General features: G+C 61.5%; 16 protein-coding genes. 13 read left to right on the top strand and 3 right to left on the bottom strand.

Annotation, left to right across the window (positions count from 1 at the left end):
- The first annotated feature begins 145 nt into the window (after nucleotides 1–145).
- Nucleotides 146–2407 carry a hypothetical protein gene (locus JF616_04245; protein ID MBW8886950.1) on the top strand — a complete coding sequence of 754 codons (2262 nt, stop codon included), beginning with the start codon at nucleotides 146–148 and terminating at the stop codon, nucleotides 2405–2407.
- A gap of 59 nt (nucleotides 2408–2466) precedes the next feature.
- Nucleotides 2467–3279, top strand: a complete 813-nt coding sequence (locus JF616_04240) for a hypothetical protein (protein ID MBW8886949.1) — start codon at nucleotides 2467–2469, stop codon at nucleotides 3277–3279.
- 33 nt (nucleotides 3280–3312) lie between these two features.
- Here the strand turns inward: JF616_04240 and JF616_04235 are convergent, their stop codons facing one another.
- The 3 genes from JF616_04235 to JF616_04225 all read right to left on the bottom strand — a co-directional run bounded on the left by JF616_04235 (nucleotide 3313) and on the right by JF616_04225 (nucleotide 7927).
- Nucleotides 3313–6681 carry an Ig-like domain-containing protein gene (locus JF616_04235; GenBank protein ID MBW8886948.1) on the bottom strand — a complete coding sequence of 1123 codons (3369 nt, stop codon included), beginning with the start codon at nucleotides 6679–6681 and terminating at the stop codon, nucleotides 3313–3315.
- Between the two features lie 32 nt (nucleotides 6682–6713).
- Nucleotides 6714–7238, bottom strand: a complete 525-nt coding sequence (locus JF616_04230; protein MBW8886947.1) for a hypothetical protein — start codon at nucleotides 7236–7238, stop codon at nucleotides 6714–6716.
- 242 nt (nucleotides 7239–7480) lie between these two features.
- Nucleotides 7481–7927: a hypothetical protein gene (locus tag JF616_04225; GenBank protein ID MBW8886946.1), complete on the bottom strand. Its 447-nt coding sequence runs from the start codon at nucleotides 7925–7927 to the stop codon at nucleotides 7481–7483.
- 175 nt (nucleotides 7928–8102) lie between these two features.
- Between JF616_04225 and JF616_04220 the strand changes: the two genes are divergently transcribed.
- From JF616_04220 to JF616_04170, 11 genes are all read left to right on the top strand, one after another.
- The gene (locus JF616_04220) at nucleotides 8103–8648 is read left to right on the top strand and encodes an HNH endonuclease (GenBank protein MBW8886945.1); all 546 of its coding nucleotides are present in this window, start codon (nucleotides 8103–8105) and stop codon (nucleotides 8646–8648) included.
- Between the two features lie 263 nt (nucleotides 8649–8911).
- A complete protein-coding gene (locus tag JF616_04215) occupies nucleotides 8912–9748 on the top strand; it encodes an acetyl-CoA carboxylase carboxyltransferase subunit beta (GenBank protein ID MBW8886944.1) in 837 nt (278 codons plus the stop codon).
- 28 nt (nucleotides 9749–9776) lie between these two features.
- Entirely contained in the window at nucleotides 9777–11222 is a 1446-nt protein-coding gene (locus tag JF616_04210; protein MBW8886943.1) for a bifunctional folylpolyglutamate synthase/dihydrofolate synthase, read from the top strand.
- A 10-nt stretch (nucleotides 11223–11232) separates the two neighbouring features.
- Nucleotides 11233–11889, top strand: coding sequence for a site-2 protease family protein (locus tag JF616_04205; GenBank protein ID MBW8886942.1), 657 nt, complete (start codon nucleotides 11233–11235; stop codon nucleotides 11887–11889).
- A gap of 145 nt (nucleotides 11890–12034) precedes the next feature.
- The gene (locus JF616_04200; protein ID MBW8886941.1) at nucleotides 12035–12295 is read left to right on the top strand and encodes a 30S ribosomal protein S20; all 261 of its coding nucleotides are present in this window, start codon (nucleotides 12035–12037) and stop codon (nucleotides 12293–12295) included.
- A gap of 123 nt (nucleotides 12296–12418) precedes the next feature.
- Nucleotides 12419–13813 (top strand): sigma-54-dependent Fis family transcriptional regulator, encoded by a 1395-nt coding sequence (locus JF616_04195; protein ID MBW8886940.1) that lies wholly within the window; start codon nucleotides 12419–12421, stop codon nucleotides 13811–13813.
- A gap of 71 nt (nucleotides 13814–13884) precedes the next feature.
- Nucleotides 13885–16038, top strand: a complete 2154-nt coding sequence (locus tag JF616_04190) for a hypothetical protein (GenBank protein MBW8886939.1) — start codon at nucleotides 13885–13887, stop codon at nucleotides 16036–16038.
- Nucleotides 16035–17117, top strand: a complete 1083-nt coding sequence (locus JF616_04185; GenBank protein ID MBW8886938.1) for a DUF4388 domain-containing protein — start codon at nucleotides 16035–16037, stop codon at nucleotides 17115–17117. Before JF616_04190 ends, JF616_04185 begins: the two co-directional genes overlap by 4 nt.
- Before the next feature lie 16 nt (nucleotides 17118–17133).
- Nucleotides 17134–18249, top strand: a complete 1116-nt coding sequence (locus JF616_04180; GenBank protein ID MBW8886937.1) for a hypothetical protein — start codon at nucleotides 17134–17136, stop codon at nucleotides 18247–18249.
- Nucleotides 18246–18674 carry a hypothetical protein gene (locus JF616_04175; GenBank protein ID MBW8886936.1) on the top strand — a complete coding sequence of 143 codons (429 nt, stop codon included), beginning with the start codon at nucleotides 18246–18248 and terminating at the stop codon, nucleotides 18672–18674. Before JF616_04180 ends, JF616_04175 begins: the two co-directional genes overlap by 4 nt.
- 17 nt (nucleotides 18675–18691) lie before the next feature.
- Nucleotides 18692–19012 (top strand): roadblock/LC7 domain-containing protein, encoded by a 321-nt coding sequence (locus JF616_04170; GenBank protein MBW8886935.1) that lies wholly within the window; start codon nucleotides 18692–18694, stop codon nucleotides 19010–19012.
- Nucleotides 19013–19019 lie beyond the last annotated feature (7 nt).

The raw sequence follows: 19019 nt of genomic DNA, 5'->3' as shown, positions 1-19019 counted from the left end.
ACGCGAAAAGTTCATTTCCAGACCCGCATTTTTCCTGGTGGGATCGTTTCTCCTTTTGGGACCTGCATTATTGGTAGGGTGGGAACTTAATAGGACTTTGAAACCCTACAGGACCGCCCAACGTCAAACTTTTCAGGTCCGCTCGATGCCTTTTTTCGCGGACCTCGATTTTTTCCGGCGATCGGTGGATGAGGAAGCCGGCGAAAACGTTTTGTTGGTTTATTCCGCCAAAGGCGAAATCCTGAAAACGGCCCTGGATAAGATCCCTTTGCGCCGATTGGAATCCTGGCAACCCGGGACGGATACCGGCTCCATCCGGGGTCTGTCTTTTCTGGCGGAGCGGTTGGGAATGCCGTCGGCCCTGATGCCGAACGCGGGCTCCCGATCCCTGCTTTTTTGCCATTCGCCTTTCGACGCGCCTGGAGCCCAGCGCCATTGGTCCTTCGCTATCGCGGATACGTTGGCGGGGCGGATCTGGATCGGACGATCATGGACGGTAGCGGAAGCGAGGTCGCTGGCCCTGGAAGCGTTTTATCAGGCGGCGAATAGCCAATACAAGTTCGGCGACCTGAATGAGGTAATCCGGAAGCAGAGATATCTGGAGTCGCATGCGCCGGATGATCCCGGCCTTGCCGTATTGGCCGGACTGCGTTTGATCCAAGATGAATATCGCGGCGGCAACCCCTTTTCGGCGTCCTCCTATGCGGACGGAGCCTTGCTGGAAGCCATCCGAATCCAAGCCGCCGCCTTAAAAAACCATCCGGATTTCTGCATGGGCCATGCGCGCCAGGCGCGCTATCACGCGATTCTCGGGGACTTCCCCGCCGCGCGGTCGGATTTGGGGAAGGCGGCAGCCTGCGGCGAAACCTATCATTACCTCACTGCCAAGGCCCTGGTGCAATTGCTGGCGGAGGAAAGCGATTCTTGCCGCGCCACCGTGACGCGGGTGGAAAACGGGATCTTTCCCGAGAAATCCTACTACTCGTTCGAGGAGATCCCGATGCGGTTGGCCGATCGGGAAGGGGATCTGCCCGAGGTGGAAAGGAATTACAATCGGCTGATCCTTCACGATCCCAATGCTCCTCAGCCCTACGGCAATTACGCCGCTTATCTGGTGAGGGAATTCCGTTTCGACGAGGCCATGGTCCTATGCGATAGGCTTGCCGTGGCCGGTTCTTACCCGATGGGGGCGATGATCTGCGAAGAAGCCGAACGCAAGCAGTCCCGTTATGGTGAAAAGCACGGATTGCTGGAGCGAACCCGGAACTGGACCACGCGACTGGGCGCTTCCGGGAATGCCTCCGGCGTCCGATCCCAGAGGGCCGGGATCCTCGGGACCACTAGATTGTCTTCCTTGGCTTTGGAGGATTTGGACTACTTGTTGGCGCGCGCGCCGGACCCGGCCTTGGCTCGCGAAAAAATCCGGATCCTGGATCGGTTGGGGGAAGACGGGGAGGCGGAGGCTGCCTGTGGCGGCTTTTCCTCGCGAGGGCTGGAATCGCCCGGTCTGGACGAGGCGTGCGGACTCGCGGAATTCCATGCGGGCCGCATCGAGGGCGCCCGCGGTCATTTGGCCCGAGCCGTGGACAAGGGAATGGGACTGGCCGCGCTTTATCAAGGATATCTGGAAGGGGATTCAGCCGCCGGCGCCGCCGAAGCCGCTCGTCGCGACAGTACGGCCGCGGAAGCATGGGCCGCGCTCGGCAAGCGGGCCATGGCGCAGGGCCGCTTCGCGGAAGCTGAGACCGACTTCACGAAGGCTTCGGCTCAGGGAGAGGAAAATCCGGACTGGTTGGCCGCTAGAGGGGAGGCTTTGTTCCGGCTGGGAAAATCCGAAGCGGCCCTTCCGTATTTGAACCAAGCGTTAGGCCGGAACCGCACCCATCTCCCGGGCTTGCGCACGCGCATCGCGGTGTTCCGCGCCTTGTCGGCCCATGGCCTCGCTTGGGAGGATTTCGCTACGCTGGCTCGTTCCGGCAAGGCCACTCGGCAGGATTCCCTGGAAATGCGCGATTGGATGATCGCCGCCAAGACGGACACGCTCTTGTTTTCCCGGGAACCGCTTTTCTCCATGCGCTCCGGTTTTACGCGCAACATCCTGGAAGGCAAGGCCATCGATCGTCCTGAACGCCTTTCCTTGAAGGCCATGCGCAAGCGACGGATCTATTTGAGGATGCAGTTGTCCAATGTGCGGGGCCGCAACTACGATTATACCTACCGCATCCTGGATGGCGTGGGCGCGGTAAGGGAAACCGGTGATCTCCGGGTTTCCATCCGCGGAGAGCACTATACCCAGTGGTTCTCCTATCGATTCGGTCAGGCCGGCGAAGCCCCGGGCGATTGGCGTTTCGATTTGAATTGGAAAAACCAATGGGTCCTCGCGCAGACCATCCGGGTGGATCCATGAGCGTGGATCGGGAGCCTCCGGAAAGCTCCGTAACCGGCGTTCATCCGGTCCGGACGGCTTTGCGAAGGTTACCTTACCTCCTCATCGTATTAGCGCTCGTTCGCTTTTTCCCAACGGATTGGGGCGCGGTCCAACGCATCCGGATGATGGAGGGGAATTCCGCTTATGCCGCTTGGCTGTCCTTATCCTTGGCCAACCTGGTGGCGGCCTTCCTGCTTTTCAGCCTCTGGTTCTTCATGCGCCGCGGGACGGATAAATACCTGAGGCTGGACTCGGATTCGCTACGCTTGGGTTCCAACGGCCGAGAAACCGAATATCCCTTCCATTCCCTCAAGGGCATCCACTTCCGGATTGGGCGGTTTAAACGATGGATGTTGGATCTGGAGTTCGCGCAAGGACGGCTGCGTATATCGCCCTTATTCGCGGAGCCCGATGTTTTGCTCAGGTCGTTTTTCGAGCGCATCGGGAAACCGCTTTTCGGGCCGGAACCGATTCGGCGGGAATTCCTTTGGCGGCTGGTCCGCACTGAAATCCTTTGGAAGTCCTTCCGGAAGCATTGGTGTATAACCGCATTGGCCTCCGGGGCAGCGACATGGTCCGGGAAAATGCTCGCAGATGCCAGCCCGGCCACGGATTACCGGATCAACTTATGGCTTGCCTTCAATTTCCTCCTGCCCCTCGCGACGGAAATCCTCATTAATGGCATTCTGATGCGGAAGTGGGAAAGCCGTTTCCGGGCCGAACCGAGCCTGGAGATTAGCCTACCGCCGGGCTACGCGGCTTCCGTTTACCGTAAAGCGATTCTTGGGGCGGTTCTGGTTTACCTTGTCGTCTACTTCACCAGCCTCAGCGATTTGATTTTAAATGATTAAAAGGAATGGCCTACCCCTCCTCTGCCAAGCCCTTTAGAATTGCGTGAAAAACTTCCAGGCCTCGGCGGGAATCCAATTTTCCGTGCTGCCCGCATCGATGTTGACGTTGGTGTGAACGCCGTTGAAGGTGCAGGCCTTGGTGGGATATTCCGGCTTGCAACCGCTGAAGTCATAACAGACATGATCGCCTGTCTGCCATGTCGGGATGGTCGCCGGAACGGTGCAACCGTTATCCTGGGCCCGCTGGATGGCGATATATTTCGCGCCTTGGGTCGTGCTGGTGCCGCTGATCCAAGGGTCGGTGACGTCGTTCACGCCCGTCGTCTGCATCCATGCGATGGGATCGCGCGGGAGCGGGGAAGGGAGATAGATATTGTAATTGGCCGGAGCGATGCCGACGGCGGCGCGGATCTGGTTCTGATGGGTGGTCGAAAGGGAATAGGTGAAGCTGGCTCCGATGCTGAAACCGACCGCGAAAATCCGCGTGGAATCGATGCAATAGGTCGATTTCACCTGGGCCAGGATATCATCGAAGAGAACATGATCGCTTTGCGTCCAGGTCGTTCCGAGCGCTTGCGGCGCGATGAAAAAAGCATGTTCGGTATCGGCGTCCGCAAATGTCTTGAGGGAGAGGTAGTTCTGGGCCGCCATCGTGTCGGCGCTGGTGCCGAGCCAATGCGAACAATAGAATAGCCGGTAGGGATGGCGCCAATCATAACCGTCAGGCACATCCACGATATAGGTTCTCGATTGTCCGCCGCTCGTGGTCGTGAATTTCCCGCTTCCAGCAAACACACTATTGCCGCAGCCGGAGGTCTTAGCCGCGATATTTTTCAAGCCTCCCCAGGGTTTGTTCGGGTCCAATCCCACTTGTATCCTGAAAGGCTTGCCAGGCCCGATTACGCCTGGCACGTAATCCTTCTCTTTCACGATCAAGGTATGGATGGCGTTGTTCCTGAGCGGCGTGGTCGGGGTGTAAGTCCGGGTCGGCCAATCGAACTCGATTCCGTTGTCCAATTTCAGGATATAGGCGTCGATGCCGCCGTTGGCGACGGAGGGGATCCACTTCCAGGTCGGCGTGAGGGTGGTCACGACGGAAGAATCCGTTCCGACGAAGGTAACCGCGTCGGGGACTTTCGTGTCCAGCATGATATCCCCGGTTACCGACGCGGACCAATTGCCCGCCTTGTCCTGTTCTTGAACATAAAAGGTGCTGGTTCCTTCGGTAAGCGCCACGCCCGTAGCCGCTGCGGACGATGTTTCCGTCCAGGCGCCCGCGTCCAACTTCCAACGGTATTTCCCGTTGAGCCCGCTCCCGTCGATGTCGCTTCCTGGCGCCCATGTCCATGATGCCGTTGGCACGTTGGTCGGGGAAGCCGGCTTGGACAGGGCGACGGGAGGAAGGGGCAGAATGCTATCCCGCAGGATGGAGAGATTGGCTTCGCCCTTATTCCCTAGGCTATCGGTAGCCGTAACCTTGATGGCCAGGGTCGCGGCGTTGGCGACCCGCAAGGACGCGATGCGCCAGGCTCCGCCCGTTCCCACGGTAAGGGAGGTCGCCGCGCCCGCGTTCACCGTGTAATCGATCTTGGCGATGCCATTGGGTCCGCTGGCGCTGCCCGCGATGGTGACCGTATCGAACGCGGTGATGAAGGTTCCCGATGCCTGCGGAACCGAGATGGCCACCACCGGCTTGCTCAAATCGTATTTGATGGGAAGATTGGCGGACGGGGACCAGTTCCCGGCCGCATCGCGCTCTTCCACGTACAAGGTATAGGTCGTGCCGCCGATGGCGCTGGCGATCGTGAAGATCGTATCGGTCGATTCGGATGCGCCCGCGGGGAAATTCGCATCCGCCAACCGGGATCGGAATACGCCCGCGCCGCCGTTGCCGCCCGACCCCCATGTCCAGCGCGGTAATACGGCGGTCGGCGAAGTTCCATGTATGAGGGGGGCCGCCGGACCGGCGGTATCGATTTCCACTTGCGCCGATCCGGGCGGGGACCAATTTCCCGCCGCATCCCGCTCGCGCACGTATAACACGTGTACGCCGATGCTGAGATCGGCCGAGGGCGTATAGGTCGTATCCGGCAAGGAAATGCTAGTGGTGGTGTCGAAGAACGTCTTGTCGAGCAAAACCTGGTAAATACCGGAGCCGCCGCCGCCGCTGGACCAGGTCCATACGGGCCGCCGCGCTTTGGTCGGGCCGACGGGATTCACGTGCACGTTAGGCCTGAGCGGAGGCACGGTATCTTGCTGACTGGGAGGGGTAACGGTTAGGTGGAGCGTGTCCTTGGCGAGAGGATTGGAAACCGAAGTCGCGATGACGGTCAAGGTGCCGGCCGCGATCCCGGATATTTTCCCGTTTTGCAGCGATGCCTTGTTCGGGTCGGATACGGTGAAACTGACGGACGGATCGGCATCGGTAGGTTGAACCGTTACCAAGAGGCTTTCCGCAGCGCTTCCCGCGACGATAGACAGGTTATGGTTGGCGAAAATGACCCTGGTGACGGGAACCGCATCCGTTACTTTCACATGCGCGAAGGCATGCACGTTGAGGCGTACCGCGGAGGTCGCCAGAATGGAAGTTTCGCCTGCTCGCTTGCCCTGCACCCGCCCGTTCGTATCCACCGAGGCGATGCCGGTATCCGCGGATGTCCAAGTGACCGCGGAGGACGCGGCGGAAGGGGAGATCTTGGCCGTGAGAAGCGCCGAGGGCCCGTTGGCGGCGATCTTCAGCGATTCCGGATCGATAGTAATGGATTGTGGAACAGTTCCGGCTTCGGTAATGGTGAAGGGGAAGGAAAGTTTGGAATCGGGATGGGTTTTCAGCCTGACCGTCAGTTCACCCTTGCCCGCCCGTAAGGCCAGCAAGTAGGTGGGGCCAAGCTTTACCAGCGTGGTCGAATCGACCATCCATTCCAAGGTTTTATCCAGGAGGTTCGCTGGTTGGATCGTGACCGTCGGCAAATCCGAGGAGTCTCCGATGAGAAGGCTCAGGGTATGTACCGTAGACGAAAGGGCGAGGTCCGGAGTGACGTAAACCTGGACCCCATCGCGAATCCCCGTGGCCCGATCATATCGGGTCTCCACCTGGTAGACTACCTTGCCGTCTTTTATGCCGGTGATTTCCACCAGTATCCGGCTCCCATCCCAATGGGGCGCGAGCAAATCTTTCACGTCCGCGTCCTGGATTACCTTGGCCTGGTAAATCGTATCCAAGGGAGTGCCGTCGAGCTGCTTCAGCACGATCACGGTTTTGTCGAAGCTCTTTAGGCTGTCCGCGAGCCGGCTGAAGGAAAGCGTGTTCTCGACCTTATCGCTCTTGGTTAATTGGCAGCTCCATGCGAACAGAGAAAGCGCCGATAAGGCCCACAATGAGCGGCGTGACCGCCATATCATTCCGGTCCGCCGAAGGAGTCTCGCCCAGGCGTTCAAAATTCGGATCCCTTGCGCACGACCTTGGGTTGCTCGCTTAAAATGAAGTAGGCGCCCACGCCCGCCGCCACGGTGGCCACGGCCGCCCCGCCCCAAATCCACTTCGTTCCGCTCGACGAAGACGAGGAGGCCACCTTCGGGTTTTCCTTAACGGAATCCTTTTTCGGTTTCGCTTCGGCCAGCGAATCGTTCCTGAGCCGGTTCTGGCTCTGCATTCCCATGAACAAGCGGTTCTGCTCGAACTCATCCTGGATGTTCCTGAAAATCATATAGATCATGTCGCTGGCGTACATATCCACGATTTTGGCGGTGGGCTCTACGGAGAGAAGGCGGTTCATGTAGTACTTCCCCTTCTCGCGCGTATCGTATTGGGCCGCGTACATCACGCCCAGATGCTTGAAGATGAAAACGCTATCGTCGTGCCGGTACTGGCGGGTTTCCTTCAGGTTGGCTTCCAACATGGCGATGGCCGTGTCGAATTCCCCGTCCAGGTAAAGGCTATGGACCTTGGCGGAATCCACCCGGAGCGGGCCAGAGGGAGCGGGCGCCGCCGCCTGGGTTCTCGTCTCCGTCTTCGGGGCCGGTTTCGCCCATGTACCGCGAACAGCGGGAATCAGAAGAAGCCCACTCGCGGCTGCAAAACGGAAAAAGCGAAACGGCATGGCCCGGGATCCCATCATAAGGGTTAAGTCAAAAAATCTAGTACCGCCGCCTTCCAGCAACAATAAGGGGAGTGAGCCAGCTCACACTCGCTAGCCAAAGTTCACGGGGGGATGATGAGAATCCGCCATAGGGCCGAGAAGAGCAAGGCCGCGCCTAGGCCAAGCGCCAGGTAGGCTCCCCAAGCCAAACGGTGGAACGGGAACCCTTCCACTTCATGCTGCAAGAAGAAGAACGCCGCTGCCGCCAGGCTCCCGGCCACCACGGCCATCCACCCGCGATACCGCCGCAACGCGATCGCCATCAGGATGCAACCGGCGGCGATAGGCACCGTCCAAAGGAGTAGCGAAAGGCGATAGTCGATGGAAACGCGCGAGCCCGCATGGAAGGAGGAGAAAAAGCGGTGGGGCCCTTCCAGCAGACCTCGGATCTCCGGGGCCGACACGGGCTTGCCCATCGAGCGGAGCCAGGGAAGGAAGAAGCTGAGCAAGAGCCCCAACGCCAGGGCGGCTTCGATTTTGGGGCTGCCGATGTTGGGTTTCCGCCGCATGGTTCCAGGTCCCTTGGGAAGGGATGAGTAGTTAAAAAGTAACCGGAGGTTGGAGGATTGGAGGCTGCGCGGCCCTGGAGACCCCGATTTTGCTGCTGCCGAGGCGGGGGGATGTTAGTAAAATAAGGATAACCGCGCGTTGGGCGCGGGATGGTAACGGACCAAGGTAGTCCCCATGGTTGAAGCGTTGGCGCTGAATAAGGCCGGCATTCCGATGGACATCATCTCCTGGAAGAAGGCGATTACCCTTTGGTCATTGGGCCGCGCCATCGTGGTGGCGGAATACGAAGACAAGGTGGTGCGCTCCCCCCGCTTCAGCATGCGCATCCCGTCCATCGTGCAATGCCTGGATATGCAGGTGATGCCTCGCAACTTCACCAACTTCCTCCCCTTCAACCGCAAGAACATCTACGCCCGCGATCATGGCCGTTGCGTTTATTGCGGGGTCAAGGTAACCATGACCAGTTTCACTCTCGACCACGTGATTCCGCAAAGCCACGGGGGCGAAACCTCGTGGGACAACGTGGTGGCGGCTTGCATGACTTGCAACAATCGCAAGGGGAACAAGCGCTGGAAGGCAGGCGAGCTGAGCATGCTGCAACAGCCTTACGCGCCCCGGCTCACCAAGGCGGCCCCGCGCAACCTGGTCAACAAGCTGAGCTTCAAGATCCCCCACCAATCCTGGGCGGACTACATCTATTGGCGGGTGGCGATGGCGTAGGACTCGCCTGTAGGCTTTACTCCGTTAGGGTACAGGGTACAGGGTTAAGGGTACCGGCGCGAAGCGCCAGAGAGTCGATTGGTTAAAGTAGAGTACCCTTAACCCTTTACCCTGAACCCTGAACCCTGTACCCTATACCCTATACCCTATACCCTATACCCTATACCCTTTTCTTCGGAATTACGGCCAAATAGACGCCGTTCCCCCCTTTGGCTATCTTAAATCCCCTCATTTAGAAGCTCCCCTGGACGGTTAGAAGACGAATGGAATGGTTCCGCAAGGCTAAATCCGGCATCGGTACTTTCATCAAACGGGACACTCCGGTGGACCTATGGGTGAAGTGCGAAGGATGCAAGGAGATCCTGTACCGGAAGGAGCTGGCGGCCAATAAATACGTCTGCGAGCATTGCGGCTATCACTTCCGCATCGGCGCCAACGATTACGTTAAGCTCCTCATCGACGATGGTACCTGGCAGGTGATGGACCCGGGCCTGAAGTCCACCGACCCCCTCAAGTTCGTCGCCAAGAAGAAGTACAAGGACAGCCTGCACGACGCCGAGAAGAACACCGGCGCCCACTCCGGCGTGGTGGCCGGCGTCGGCGAGATCAAAGGGATCAAGGTGAGCCTGGGCGTGATGGATTTCCGCTTCATCGGCGGATCCATGGGCTCGGTGGAAGGCGAAAAGATCGCCCGCGTGCTCAAGCGCGGCTTGCAGATGAAAATCCCGGCCATCATGGTCTCGGCTTCGGGCGGCGCCCGCATGCAGGAAGGCGCGCTTTCCCTGATGCAGATGGTCAAGACTTCGGCCGTGATCGCGCAATTGAACGCCGCCGGCGTGTCCTATATCTCCATCATGACCAACCCCACCACGGGCGGCGTCACCGCCAGTTTCGCCATGCTGGGCGACATCAACATCGCCGAACCCGGCGCCATGATCGGCTTCGCGGGCGAGCGCGTGATCCGCGAGACCATCCGCCAGAACCTGCCGCCCGGTTTCCAACGCGCGGAGTTCCTGCTCGAGAAGGGCATGCTCGACATGATCGTGCCGCGCAAGGAACTGAAGGACACCCTGGCCTCGATCCTTTCCCACCTTTCCTGAATCCACCTCCGAGGCTCCGGGCGGCCGCATGACCGCAACCCCATCCCTTCCGCTTCCCGAAACCTACCGGGATTGCCTCGCCTTCTTCTACGCCCGCAACCAGTTCGCCATGAAGCTGGGCCTGGAGAACATCCACGCCCTGCTCGACCGCCTGGGGAATCCCGAACGCGGGCTCACCTTCCTGCACGTGGCGGGCACCAACGGCAAGGGAAGCGTATGCGCCAACCTGGCGGCCTTGGCCGGCGCGGCCGGCTACCGGCGCGTGGGCCTCTACACCTCGCCACACCTCGTCAGCTTCCGGGAGCGGATCCAGGTGGACGGCGAACCCATCCCCGCCGCCTTCATCGTCGCCTGGCTGCGCCGGGCCCTGCCCGTCATCCTGGAATTGCAGGCCACTTACTTCGAATGCGTAACCGCCTTGGCCCTGGATTACTTCCGCGATCGGGCCTGCGGGGCAGTGGTGCTGGAGACGGGCCTGGGCGGGCGGTTGGATGCGACCAATGCGGTGATGCCCGCCATCACCGTGATTACCTCCATCTCCCTGGACCATACCTCGATCCTGGGGGATACGGTGGAGGCCATCTGGAAGGAGAAGATCGGGATCCTGAAGCCGGGAATCCCGATGGTGGTGAGGGAGGATAGGCCCGCCTTGCTGGAGGAGCTGGAACGGCGCGCGGCCGCCTTCGGCAGCCCGGTGATCCGGCTGATGGATCATGCCTGGGAAGAAATTCCCGGCGCGGAAAGTCCCGCCGCCATACGGTTCCATGGACGTTACGCCACCTACGAGTTACCTGGGGACCTGAGGCCCGAATCCCACCAACGCGAGAACCTGGCCCTTTCCCTGCTGGCCATGGAGGTGTTCCTGGGACGCGCCCTGCCTCCGCCGGAAACGTGGATCCCGGCCCTGCGCCAGGCCCGCATGCCCGGCCGAACGCAATGGTTGGAGGCTCCTGGCCTGCCTCCGGTGCTCCTCGATGGCGCGCATAATCCCGGCGGCATCGATGCCTTGGCGGCTTACCTCGCGCGCGCCTTCCCGGGCCGCCGCGTGCAGTCGCTCTTCGCGGTCATGAAGGACAAGGATTACGCCGCCGTCTGCCGGCGCGTGCTGGGTTTTTCCGAGCGCATCCTTTTCGTCCCGCTGGGGGATGAGTTTCCGCGGGCCCTCGCTTTCGCCGAATTGGAAGCCGCGTTATCCCCGGCCGAACGCGCGCGGGTGGAGGCTTTCCCCTTGGCGCCCGGGGCCTTGGAAGCTTGGCTGCGATCGACGGGCCCTCTGGCGCCTCGCGTTCCGGCCCCGGATCCCCGGGCCCCCTTTCTCGGGGCCCCCCGTCCCGGGACCCCTCGTCCCGGCGGGGACGACCTCGTGGTGGCCTGCGGATCGCTCTACCTGCTGGGGAAATTGATCCCGCAACTCACGCCGCTGTACCCCGGCCTGAACTGGTTCCGGCAATTCACGGACGAATTCGATTGCTAGTTTGGCTCAAGTGTTCGAGAACATCCCGGCCCTGCTGCTCCGCTTCTTCGTCCTGATCGTCTCGCTGACCTTCCATGAAGCTTGCCATGCCTGGGCGGCCTTTCGCCTGGGCGACGATACCGCCAAGCGCATGGGGCGCTTGAGCCTCAATCCCCTGGTCCATCTCGATCCCCTGGGAACCCTCATGATCCTCGGGGCCATGCCTATCGGCTGGGCCAAACCCGTGCCGGTCGATGCCAGGAACATCCGCAATCCCCGCACGGGCATGCCCCTGGTGGCCTTCGCCGGGCCGATGTCCAACCTGATCCTGGCTTTCTTCTTCTGCTCCCTCTACTCCCTCTTCGCCGAACGCGTGCTGGATTCGGGCTGGTACGCGATGCTGGTCCTTTTCATCCGCATCAATTTCAGCCTGGCCATCTTCAACCTCTTGCCCATCGCCCCCCTCGACGGCTCCAAGATCGTCACCGCCTTCATGTCCGATAACTGGGCAGATCGATATGAAGCCGCCATATCCCGCGCAGGAATCTTCCCCCTGCTGCTGATTGTGGCGTTTGAGGCTTTGTATCCCGGACCCGGGATTATCGGCTACTGGTTCCATTTTTGGAGGCCCCTGGTTGGGCCGATTTTGGACCTATTCCACGTCCCCGCCTTTCTTTATCCGGGCTAAAGCCCCCGGACAATGCGGCCGGCCGCAGCCGAGTCCCCATTCCGTTTGGGATTCCAAGGTTTAAGCCCCTTCCCCCTTTGGAGTTGGAAAGAAAAGCCCGAAATGCTAAGTTTGTCCCCCACGAGTCGATTGTCCGGAGGAACGTTTGCCGAATCATAAGTCCGCCATTAAGAGGGTTATCACCGCCGACAAGGCCCGCCTGGCCAACCGCGCCGTGCGGTCCGCCATCCGTACCAGCCTGAAGAAAATCCGCGCCGCGGCGACCAAAGAGGCCCTGATGGCCGAGGTTCCCGTCTTTTTCTCCATGCTGGACAAGGCCGCCCGCCGCAACAAGGCCGGTATCACGAAGAATACCGCCTCGAATTACAAGCGCAAGGTGCACGCGCTCGTCGCCTCGAAGAAATAGGCCCCTCCTCAAGGAGGGCCCCCCTCCGTGAGGGCCTCTCTAGGGCCTAACCCCTTCTTTTTCTTGGCCTTCCGTGGGCCAAACCCCGCGACTCCGCCCTGCGAATAGTGGGATAATTCCCATGTGAAACCCCCGGTCCTTATCGTCGACGACGAAAAGTCGTTGTGCGGGTTATTGGAAGTCTTTTTCGAGAAGAAGGGCTATGCGCCTTTTTCCGTCCATGACGCCGCCGCGGCCAAAGCCCGCCTGGAATGCCCCGAACCCCTCGTGGCCATGGTCGATCTTTCCCTGGGCGGCGAGTCGGGACTGAACGTGGTGAAGGCGCTCGTCGCCCGCTGGCCGCGACTACCGGTGATCGTCATGACCGCTTACGGCACCGTCGAAAAAGCGGTGGAGGCCGTGAAGCTGGGGGCCTTCGATTTTATCTCCAAGCCTTTCGAGATGGGCTTCCTGTCCAAGGTGGTGGAAAAGGCGGTGGCCCCGCGCGTGCTCGAGGAAGAGAACCGCGGGCTGAAGGATCTCATCCGCCGGCAAGGGGTGGAACTGGTCGGACAATCGGAACCGATACGGGCCTTGCGCGAACGCATCGAAGCCATCGCCTCTTCGGAAAGCACGGTGCTGGTCACGGGCGAGAGCGGCACCGGTAAGGAGATGGTGGCCAAGCTGATCCACCAGAAATCGCAGCGCGCGCTCAAACCCTTCGTGCCGGTGAACTGCTCGGCCCTTTCCGAGAACCTGCTCGAGTCGGAACTGTTCGGGCACGTTAAGGGCTCCTTCACCTCTGCGCATATCGACAAGGAAGGCCTTTTCTCGGTGGCCGAAGGGGGCACGGTTTTCCTGGACGAGATCGGGGAAATGCCTTTGCGGACCCAGGTGAAGCTGTTACGCGTTCTGCAGGAGCGCGAGATCACCAAGGTCGGCGGCACCGTTCCGGAACCCATCGACGTGCGAATCCTGGCGGCCACCAATGTCGATCTGGAGGACGCGGTCGCGCAGGGCCGCTTCCGCGAGGACCTTTATTATCGCCTGAACGTGCTCCGCGTGCATACGCCTTCGCTGGCCGAGCGCGGGGATGATTCGGTGATCCTGGCCAACCATTTCCTGACGCGCAAAGCGCATGGCCGCAAGCGTTTCACCGCGAGCGCGTTGGAGCAGATCCGCTCATGCGCCTGGCCGGGGAACGTCCGGCAATTGGAGAACGCCGTAGAGCGGGCCATCGCCTTCAGCACGGGCGAGGCCATCGAAAGCCTGGAGCTGGATCCCAAGACTCCGGCGGCCTCAGCCGCGCTTTCGGCTTCCTCTGCCGCCTCCGATGGCGGAACGGAACTCTTCGCGGCCGGAACCGCGACGGCATCGGCCGGAATCGAGCCCACCTTGGGGGACATCGAACGCGCCTACATCTTCTGGGTATTGACCCAGCATCATTGGCACAAGCCGACGGCGGCGAAAATCCTGGGGTTGGATATATCTACGCTTTATAGGAAAATCGAGAGATACGGGCTGAAGGCCCAGTTTTGACGCGCATGGGAATCGGAGCGGGGACTCTAAGGGAACGGTCGGCCTCCCCGGGGAGGGGAAGGGGCGGATGGGTGTTTAGGTTTTTCTGCATCGCATTAGCGGCGGCCGCGTACGCGGCGAATCCGGCGTGCGCGCAAACCGCCGCCTTGGAGTCGCTCCGCGAAGCGGTCGTATCGCGTTGGGAATTCCAGCAACGTTTTCCCTTGGCGCAAAAGCTCTTCGCCGGTACCGCCGGCGAAACCGATCGAACGACCTTGATCGGCCAGTTGCGCTCGCCGAGCGCGTCCGCCCCGGTCTGGACCGGCCTCGCCCTGGGCATGGCCGAAGACCGCCAACGTCCCGGCGCCGGCGATGCCGATCTCGCGGCCGCGGCGACGGCGGCACGCGGCGATCTCGGCATCGCGTACGAGGCCGCGCGCATCCTGGACGAGGCGGGCTCGCGCCAGCGCGCCCATGGCTGGCAGGTGGAGACCCACCGGATCATGCTGGAAAAGGGATACTTGCGCCTGCCGGAGTTCGCCAAGCTCGAACTCTGGAGAGCCCGGATAGCCACGGGGGAAAGCAAGTTCCAATCCGCCCGGCAGGACCTGGAGTTCGCCCATCGCCTCGATCCCTTTTGCCCCTGGATCCCGTTCCAGAACCTGGTCCTGTACGTTCGGGAGAAATCCCTCTTTTCTTGGGATCTCGGGTACATATGGTCCTCGCTGGGCGAGACGTTCCGTTTGTTGCGCTACTACGATGCGCAGGCGCTCTTCCTGGTCAATCTCTCCCGTTGCCTGCGCTTCGGGCTGGTCCTTTTCGGGGGGCTGGGATTATTGGTCTTGTTCGCGCGCCATTTCCCGCGTATCGCGCACCCTCTTGCCGAGCGCCTGCCTAAGGCGGCGGAAATGCGTATCCGCTATCTTGCCATCGCCCTGATGTTGGCTAGCCTGGCGATAGGCGGATTGGGTTTCGCCTTGCTCGGGATCCTGGGAGTCATGCTGCTCTGGAAACATTCTTCCGGGGACGAGAAATCGGTGCTGCGCGCCGTGCTTCTCGGCATCGCGCTCCTGCCGGTCTTGATCGCTTGGGAGGGGTCGATGTGCAGCCATCTCGACGCGCGCCAAGGCATGGCCTATTACCATCAAGCCTGGTCGCGCGGCTATGACGGCGCGCTGGTGGAACGCGCTGCGGCCCTGCGCCTGCGCACGCGCGAGGATAGCCTCTATCGCGCCCTGGCCCTGTCGTTACAATACAAGAAGCAGGGCAATTACCTGCGCGCGGCGGACTGGGCGCGCGAGGCTTCCCGCATCGATCCGGCAGGCGATTTGTCCTTGCTGAACGAGGGCGATCTCTCCATGGCGTCTTTCGAATATGCCAAGGCGGCGTCCGTTTTCGCGACCGCGCGGCGCGAGGCGCCGGAACGGGTGGAGACCTGGTTCAATTCGAGCCAAGCCGAGTTGTACGACAACCATTCGGAGGAGCATAAGAAATTCCTGGATCGGGCCGCCGATATCGATCCTGTTCTGGTGACGCAATGGCTCAACGATAACGACGAACAATTCCCGACCGCCCCCGGCGTGCGCAAGACCATGGATCCCATGCTGCGCGCGGGACAGGCCTGGACGGGCGCTTGGCGCTCCCTGCTCGATCTCGATTTCCTGCGCGTGCGAGTGCAGGCCGGCATCCTGGAGTTGCCGGGTTCCTGGCTGTTGGCGGCGGTGGTCTTGGCCGTCGCCATCTTGTGGTTCCGCTTCCGCCGGTATTCGCCGCAAACCCAAGGATGGGACCTTTTCGAATGCCGGATCTGCGGACGCGTCATGTGCCGTACCTGCCGCAAAGGCGTGCATTGCGAGCAGTGCTTCAAAACCGTTTCGGGCGTCCAGGAGAATCGCGTGCGCCTGGATTTGGTGGCGCGCCTGCGCCATCGCGCCGCCCTCTCCGCGGTGCGGATCGGTTCCCTCTTGAACAGCCTGTTCCCCGGGGTCGGGCTCTTGTACCTGGGCAAAGGCGGCGGCCGCTTCCTGTGGCCGTTGGCCGTTTCGATGCTGTTCGGGTTACTGTGGGGAGCGAACCACCCGGTGATGGAATATCCGGCTTTCGCCCTGGGCCCCTTAAGATGGCTGCCCATCGCCCCCCTGCTTTTGCTTTACGCCGTTTTCAACCTGAAGCAGTTGCGCGCCCCGCTCAGCGCGGAAGACCGGGTTTCTTCCCGGGCGGCCCTGGAAAAGGGGGCGGTTAGATGATCCTCTCGGGCGAACTGAAGGACTTCTCCCTGGCGGACGTGCTGCAATTGCTGCTGCAGCAGCGCAAGACCGGCCAACTGCTCCTCTCCCGCGGCAAGGAAAAGGCCGAGCTGTCCATCGTCCAAGGGAACCTGGCGGGCGTGCGGGTGAACGGGGAAGCCCCCGAAAGCAAGGTGAAGGACATCCTCATCTCGACCGGCCGCGTTACCAAGGGCGATATGTCGGACATGGAGGCCATTGGCCGGGACATGGATCGCTCCCTCTTGGATACCTTGGCCTCCAAGGGCCATCTCCTGGAGGAGGAGCGTAAGGAGTGGCAGCAGATCATCACCGAGGACCTGGTATGCGAGCTGTTCGGCTGGTTGGAAGGCCGCTACGAGTTCACGGCCGGCCAAAAGGGGATGCCGGCCTCCCCTCTCAACATTTCCACCGAGTTCGCCTGCATGGAGGGCATGCGCCGTATCGACGAATGGCCGCGCCTGCGCGAGGCGTTGCCGGACGCCAAGCTGGTGTTCCGGCCCACCGGCCGACCTTATGACGGGGATCCACAAGGCTGGGATTACCTGGTGCTGGGCCTGGTGGATTCCCGGCGCAGCGTCTCGCAAATCGCGCGTCAAGTGCCTTTCGGGTCTTTCCGGCTTTCGGAATGCATCGTAAATTTATGGCACGGCGGGTTCATCGCCCCGGTGAAGGCGGCGAGCGAGGAACGCGAGGCTCCCCTCCAGGTCGATCCGCAGTCCGAAAAGGATCGCAAGACGGCCATGGTGCTGGGGGTCTCCATACTTTTCCTGGTGTTCGCGACCTCCGTGCGGTTGTTCGCCATCTGGATGACGGGGACCGCGGGACCGGCGGGTCCCGGACGGCAGGTTTCGGGCGATTACGAATACGAGATCACCCGCTCGCTGGCGCGGGACAACGTGGAGACTTTCTTGATCGATTTCGCAGCGCACGCCGACAGCCTTCCCGCCACCTTGGCGCCTCTGCGGGAACGGGGAGCGCTGGGCGGCCGGGAGTTCGACGGATCCGGGGGCATGCCCTATTATCGCCGCACGGGCGGCTTCACCTTCATCCTCAAATGAGACGGATCCGCAAACCATGATCGCCGCCCCGCAGCATGAAATCAAGTCCGCCGAAGCGGTCATCGCCGAGGACGTCATCTGCCAGAGCTTCATCCAGAGCTCTTGCACCCTGGCCTACGCGTGCCTCCTCATCCGCCGGCGCAGGTTCGAGTTGGCGGCGCACGTGCTGCACAGCCTGGAGGCCAAGCAGGCGTCCCGCTTCAAGGACATGGTCTTCTATCTCCAGGCGCAAATCGGGATCGAAACCGGCGAATACCCGATGGTGAAGAAGCGCCTGGTCCCGCGCGTGAACCAGCATCCCAACGATATGGTGGCGTTGTCGCTGCTGGAAACCAGCATCTACCGCGAGTTCGCAGAGAACGCCCCGGAATCGCCCGACCCGGTTCCCGAAGCGCGATCGGCCTCCGGCTTCGGGAATGTCGAGGCCGCTTCGGCCGCCGCCTTGTCCGCATCATTCGCGCCCACCAGGCTTCCGCCCGAGGAGCCCGTCGCGCCGGAGATCGCGAGCGGGCCTGCCGACCCGGCCCCGGCGTCCCCGGCCCCGATGGTTACCCTAGTCGCGCCGGCCGTCCAGGCTTCTCCGGCCCGTCCGGCCAAGGCCGTTCGGCCGGGCTTCATCGAAGTCGCCCTGGCTTCCCTTCCCTCGGCCCCGGCGCCGGCGGTCGCCCTCGGCCGCGATGGTTCCCGCGGCCATCGCGCGGGCGCGTCCGGGGATGCGGACATGGGCTTGTCCCAGGGCATCGCCAATGATCCGAATACCCAGGCCTTGGGCCTATGGGGCAAGCAGCGGCCGAAGATCTTTTGCCGGTCGCCCGAGCTCGAACCCCTGATGGCGATGCTGATGCGGGAATTGCCCGGGTCCTTGCAGGACGCTTGCGGCGCTCTCGAAGCGGGACCGATCCATAAGATCTGTTTTTCCTTCCAGCATCTCACCGTCTCTACCTTCCATGCGGGCGGGGAAGGCATGGCGCATGTCACCGGCCCTCTCAACCAGAACCTGCTCTCCATCGTGCGCGCCGAGAACACTTTCAAGAAGACCGTTCCTGGCGGTCCCGCCGCCCATGGCGGGCCGGCGGGCATGGGCGGGCTTCCCGCGACCGGCGGCACGGCCGCTTCCGGGGCCCAGCCATGAGCAAGACCGAATCGGGCGCGATGCAAATCAACAAGTTGGTGGAGTCGCGCGATCTGGACGGATGCCTCGGCTACCTTAGCCTGGTCAACGGCATCCACGGCGTTATCTTGTACAACCGCGAGGGGCTGGTGATGGCGTGGGGGCAGGATTCCCACGAGAGCCTGTTCATCGAGGGCCCGTACTTCGTTTCCAGCTTCCTGGAAAACCTGGAGCGCTGCCGGATGTTGGGGCTGGGTCCATTGGATCAAGTGGTGACCTTCACGCAAGGCCGCTTCCACCTGATCCTCAACCTGGAGTTGGCGGATCGGTTCCTGCTCATCGTCTCGGGGAACCGGGGCAGTTATGAGTTGTTCAAGTTCAGGATCGAACGCGGGGCCCACGCCGTCGCGCAACTGCTGCATGCGCGCGGCTATCTACGGGGTTGAATGGGATGTTGACTATATTGGAACGGATAAATCAGATCAAAGGCGTCAAGGGCTCCAGCATCGTGAGCCCGGACGGGATCGAGATCGTGTCCCATTTCAGGACCCCCGTCCCATCGGACTTCATCAGCGCCCTGATCGTGTCGGTGCAGCAAGTGGCCAGCAAGATCGTCGCCAACGCCCATGCGGGGGCGCTTATGCAAACCATGATCGAGGCCAGCGAAGGGAAGTTCTTCGTGCAGGTGGTCGAACTCGGATACCTCGTCGTGTTGGCGGACAGCCAGGCCAACACCGGGCTGATCCGTGTCGAAATCGCCCAAGTGAGCCCCTTAATCAAGTAACCAAGGA

It is taken from the genome of Fibrobacterota bacterium, assembly GCA_019509785.1.
Classification (GTDB): Bacteria; Fibrobacterota; Fibrobacteria; order UBA11236; family UBA11236; genus Chersky-265.
The sequence above is the reverse complement of the archived record's forward strand: the minus strand, read 5'-3'. Positions and strand labels throughout refer to the sequence as shown.

Coding starts and splice junctions, on each gene's coding strand:
- JF616_04175 (MBW8886936.1), top strand. CDS start 18,246: ATGAGCAAGACCGAATCGGGCGCGATGCAAATCAACAAGTTGGTGGAG.
- JF616_04215 (MBW8886944.1), top strand. CDS start 8,912: ATGGAATGGTTCCGCAAGGCTAAATCCGGCATCGGTACTTTCATCAAA.
- JF616_04220 (MBW8886945.1), top strand. CDS start 8,103: ATGGTTGAAGCGTTGGCGCTGAATAAGGCCGGCATTCCGATGGACATC.
- JF616_04180 (MBW8886937.1), top strand. CDS start 17,134: ATGATCGCCGCCCCGCAGCATGAAATCAAGTCCGCCGAAGCGGTCATC.
- JF616_04185 (MBW8886938.1), top strand. CDS start 16,035: ATGATCCTCTCGGGCGAACTGAAGGACTTCTCCCTGGCGGACGTGCTG.
- JF616_04210 (MBW8886943.1), top strand. CDS start 9,777: ATGACCGCAACCCCATCCCTTCCGCTTCCCGAAACCTACCGGGATTGC.
- JF616_04235 (MBW8886948.1), bottom strand. CDS start 6,681: ATGATATGGCGGTCACGCCGCTCATTGTGGGCCTTATCGGCGCTTTCT.
- JF616_04245 (MBW8886950.1), top strand. CDS start 146: ATGCCTTTTTTCGCGGACCTCGATTTTTTCCGGCGATCGGTGGATGAG.
- JF616_04225 (MBW8886946.1), bottom strand. CDS start 7,927: ATGCGGCGGAAACCCAACATCGGCAGCCCCAAAATCGAAGCCGCCCTG.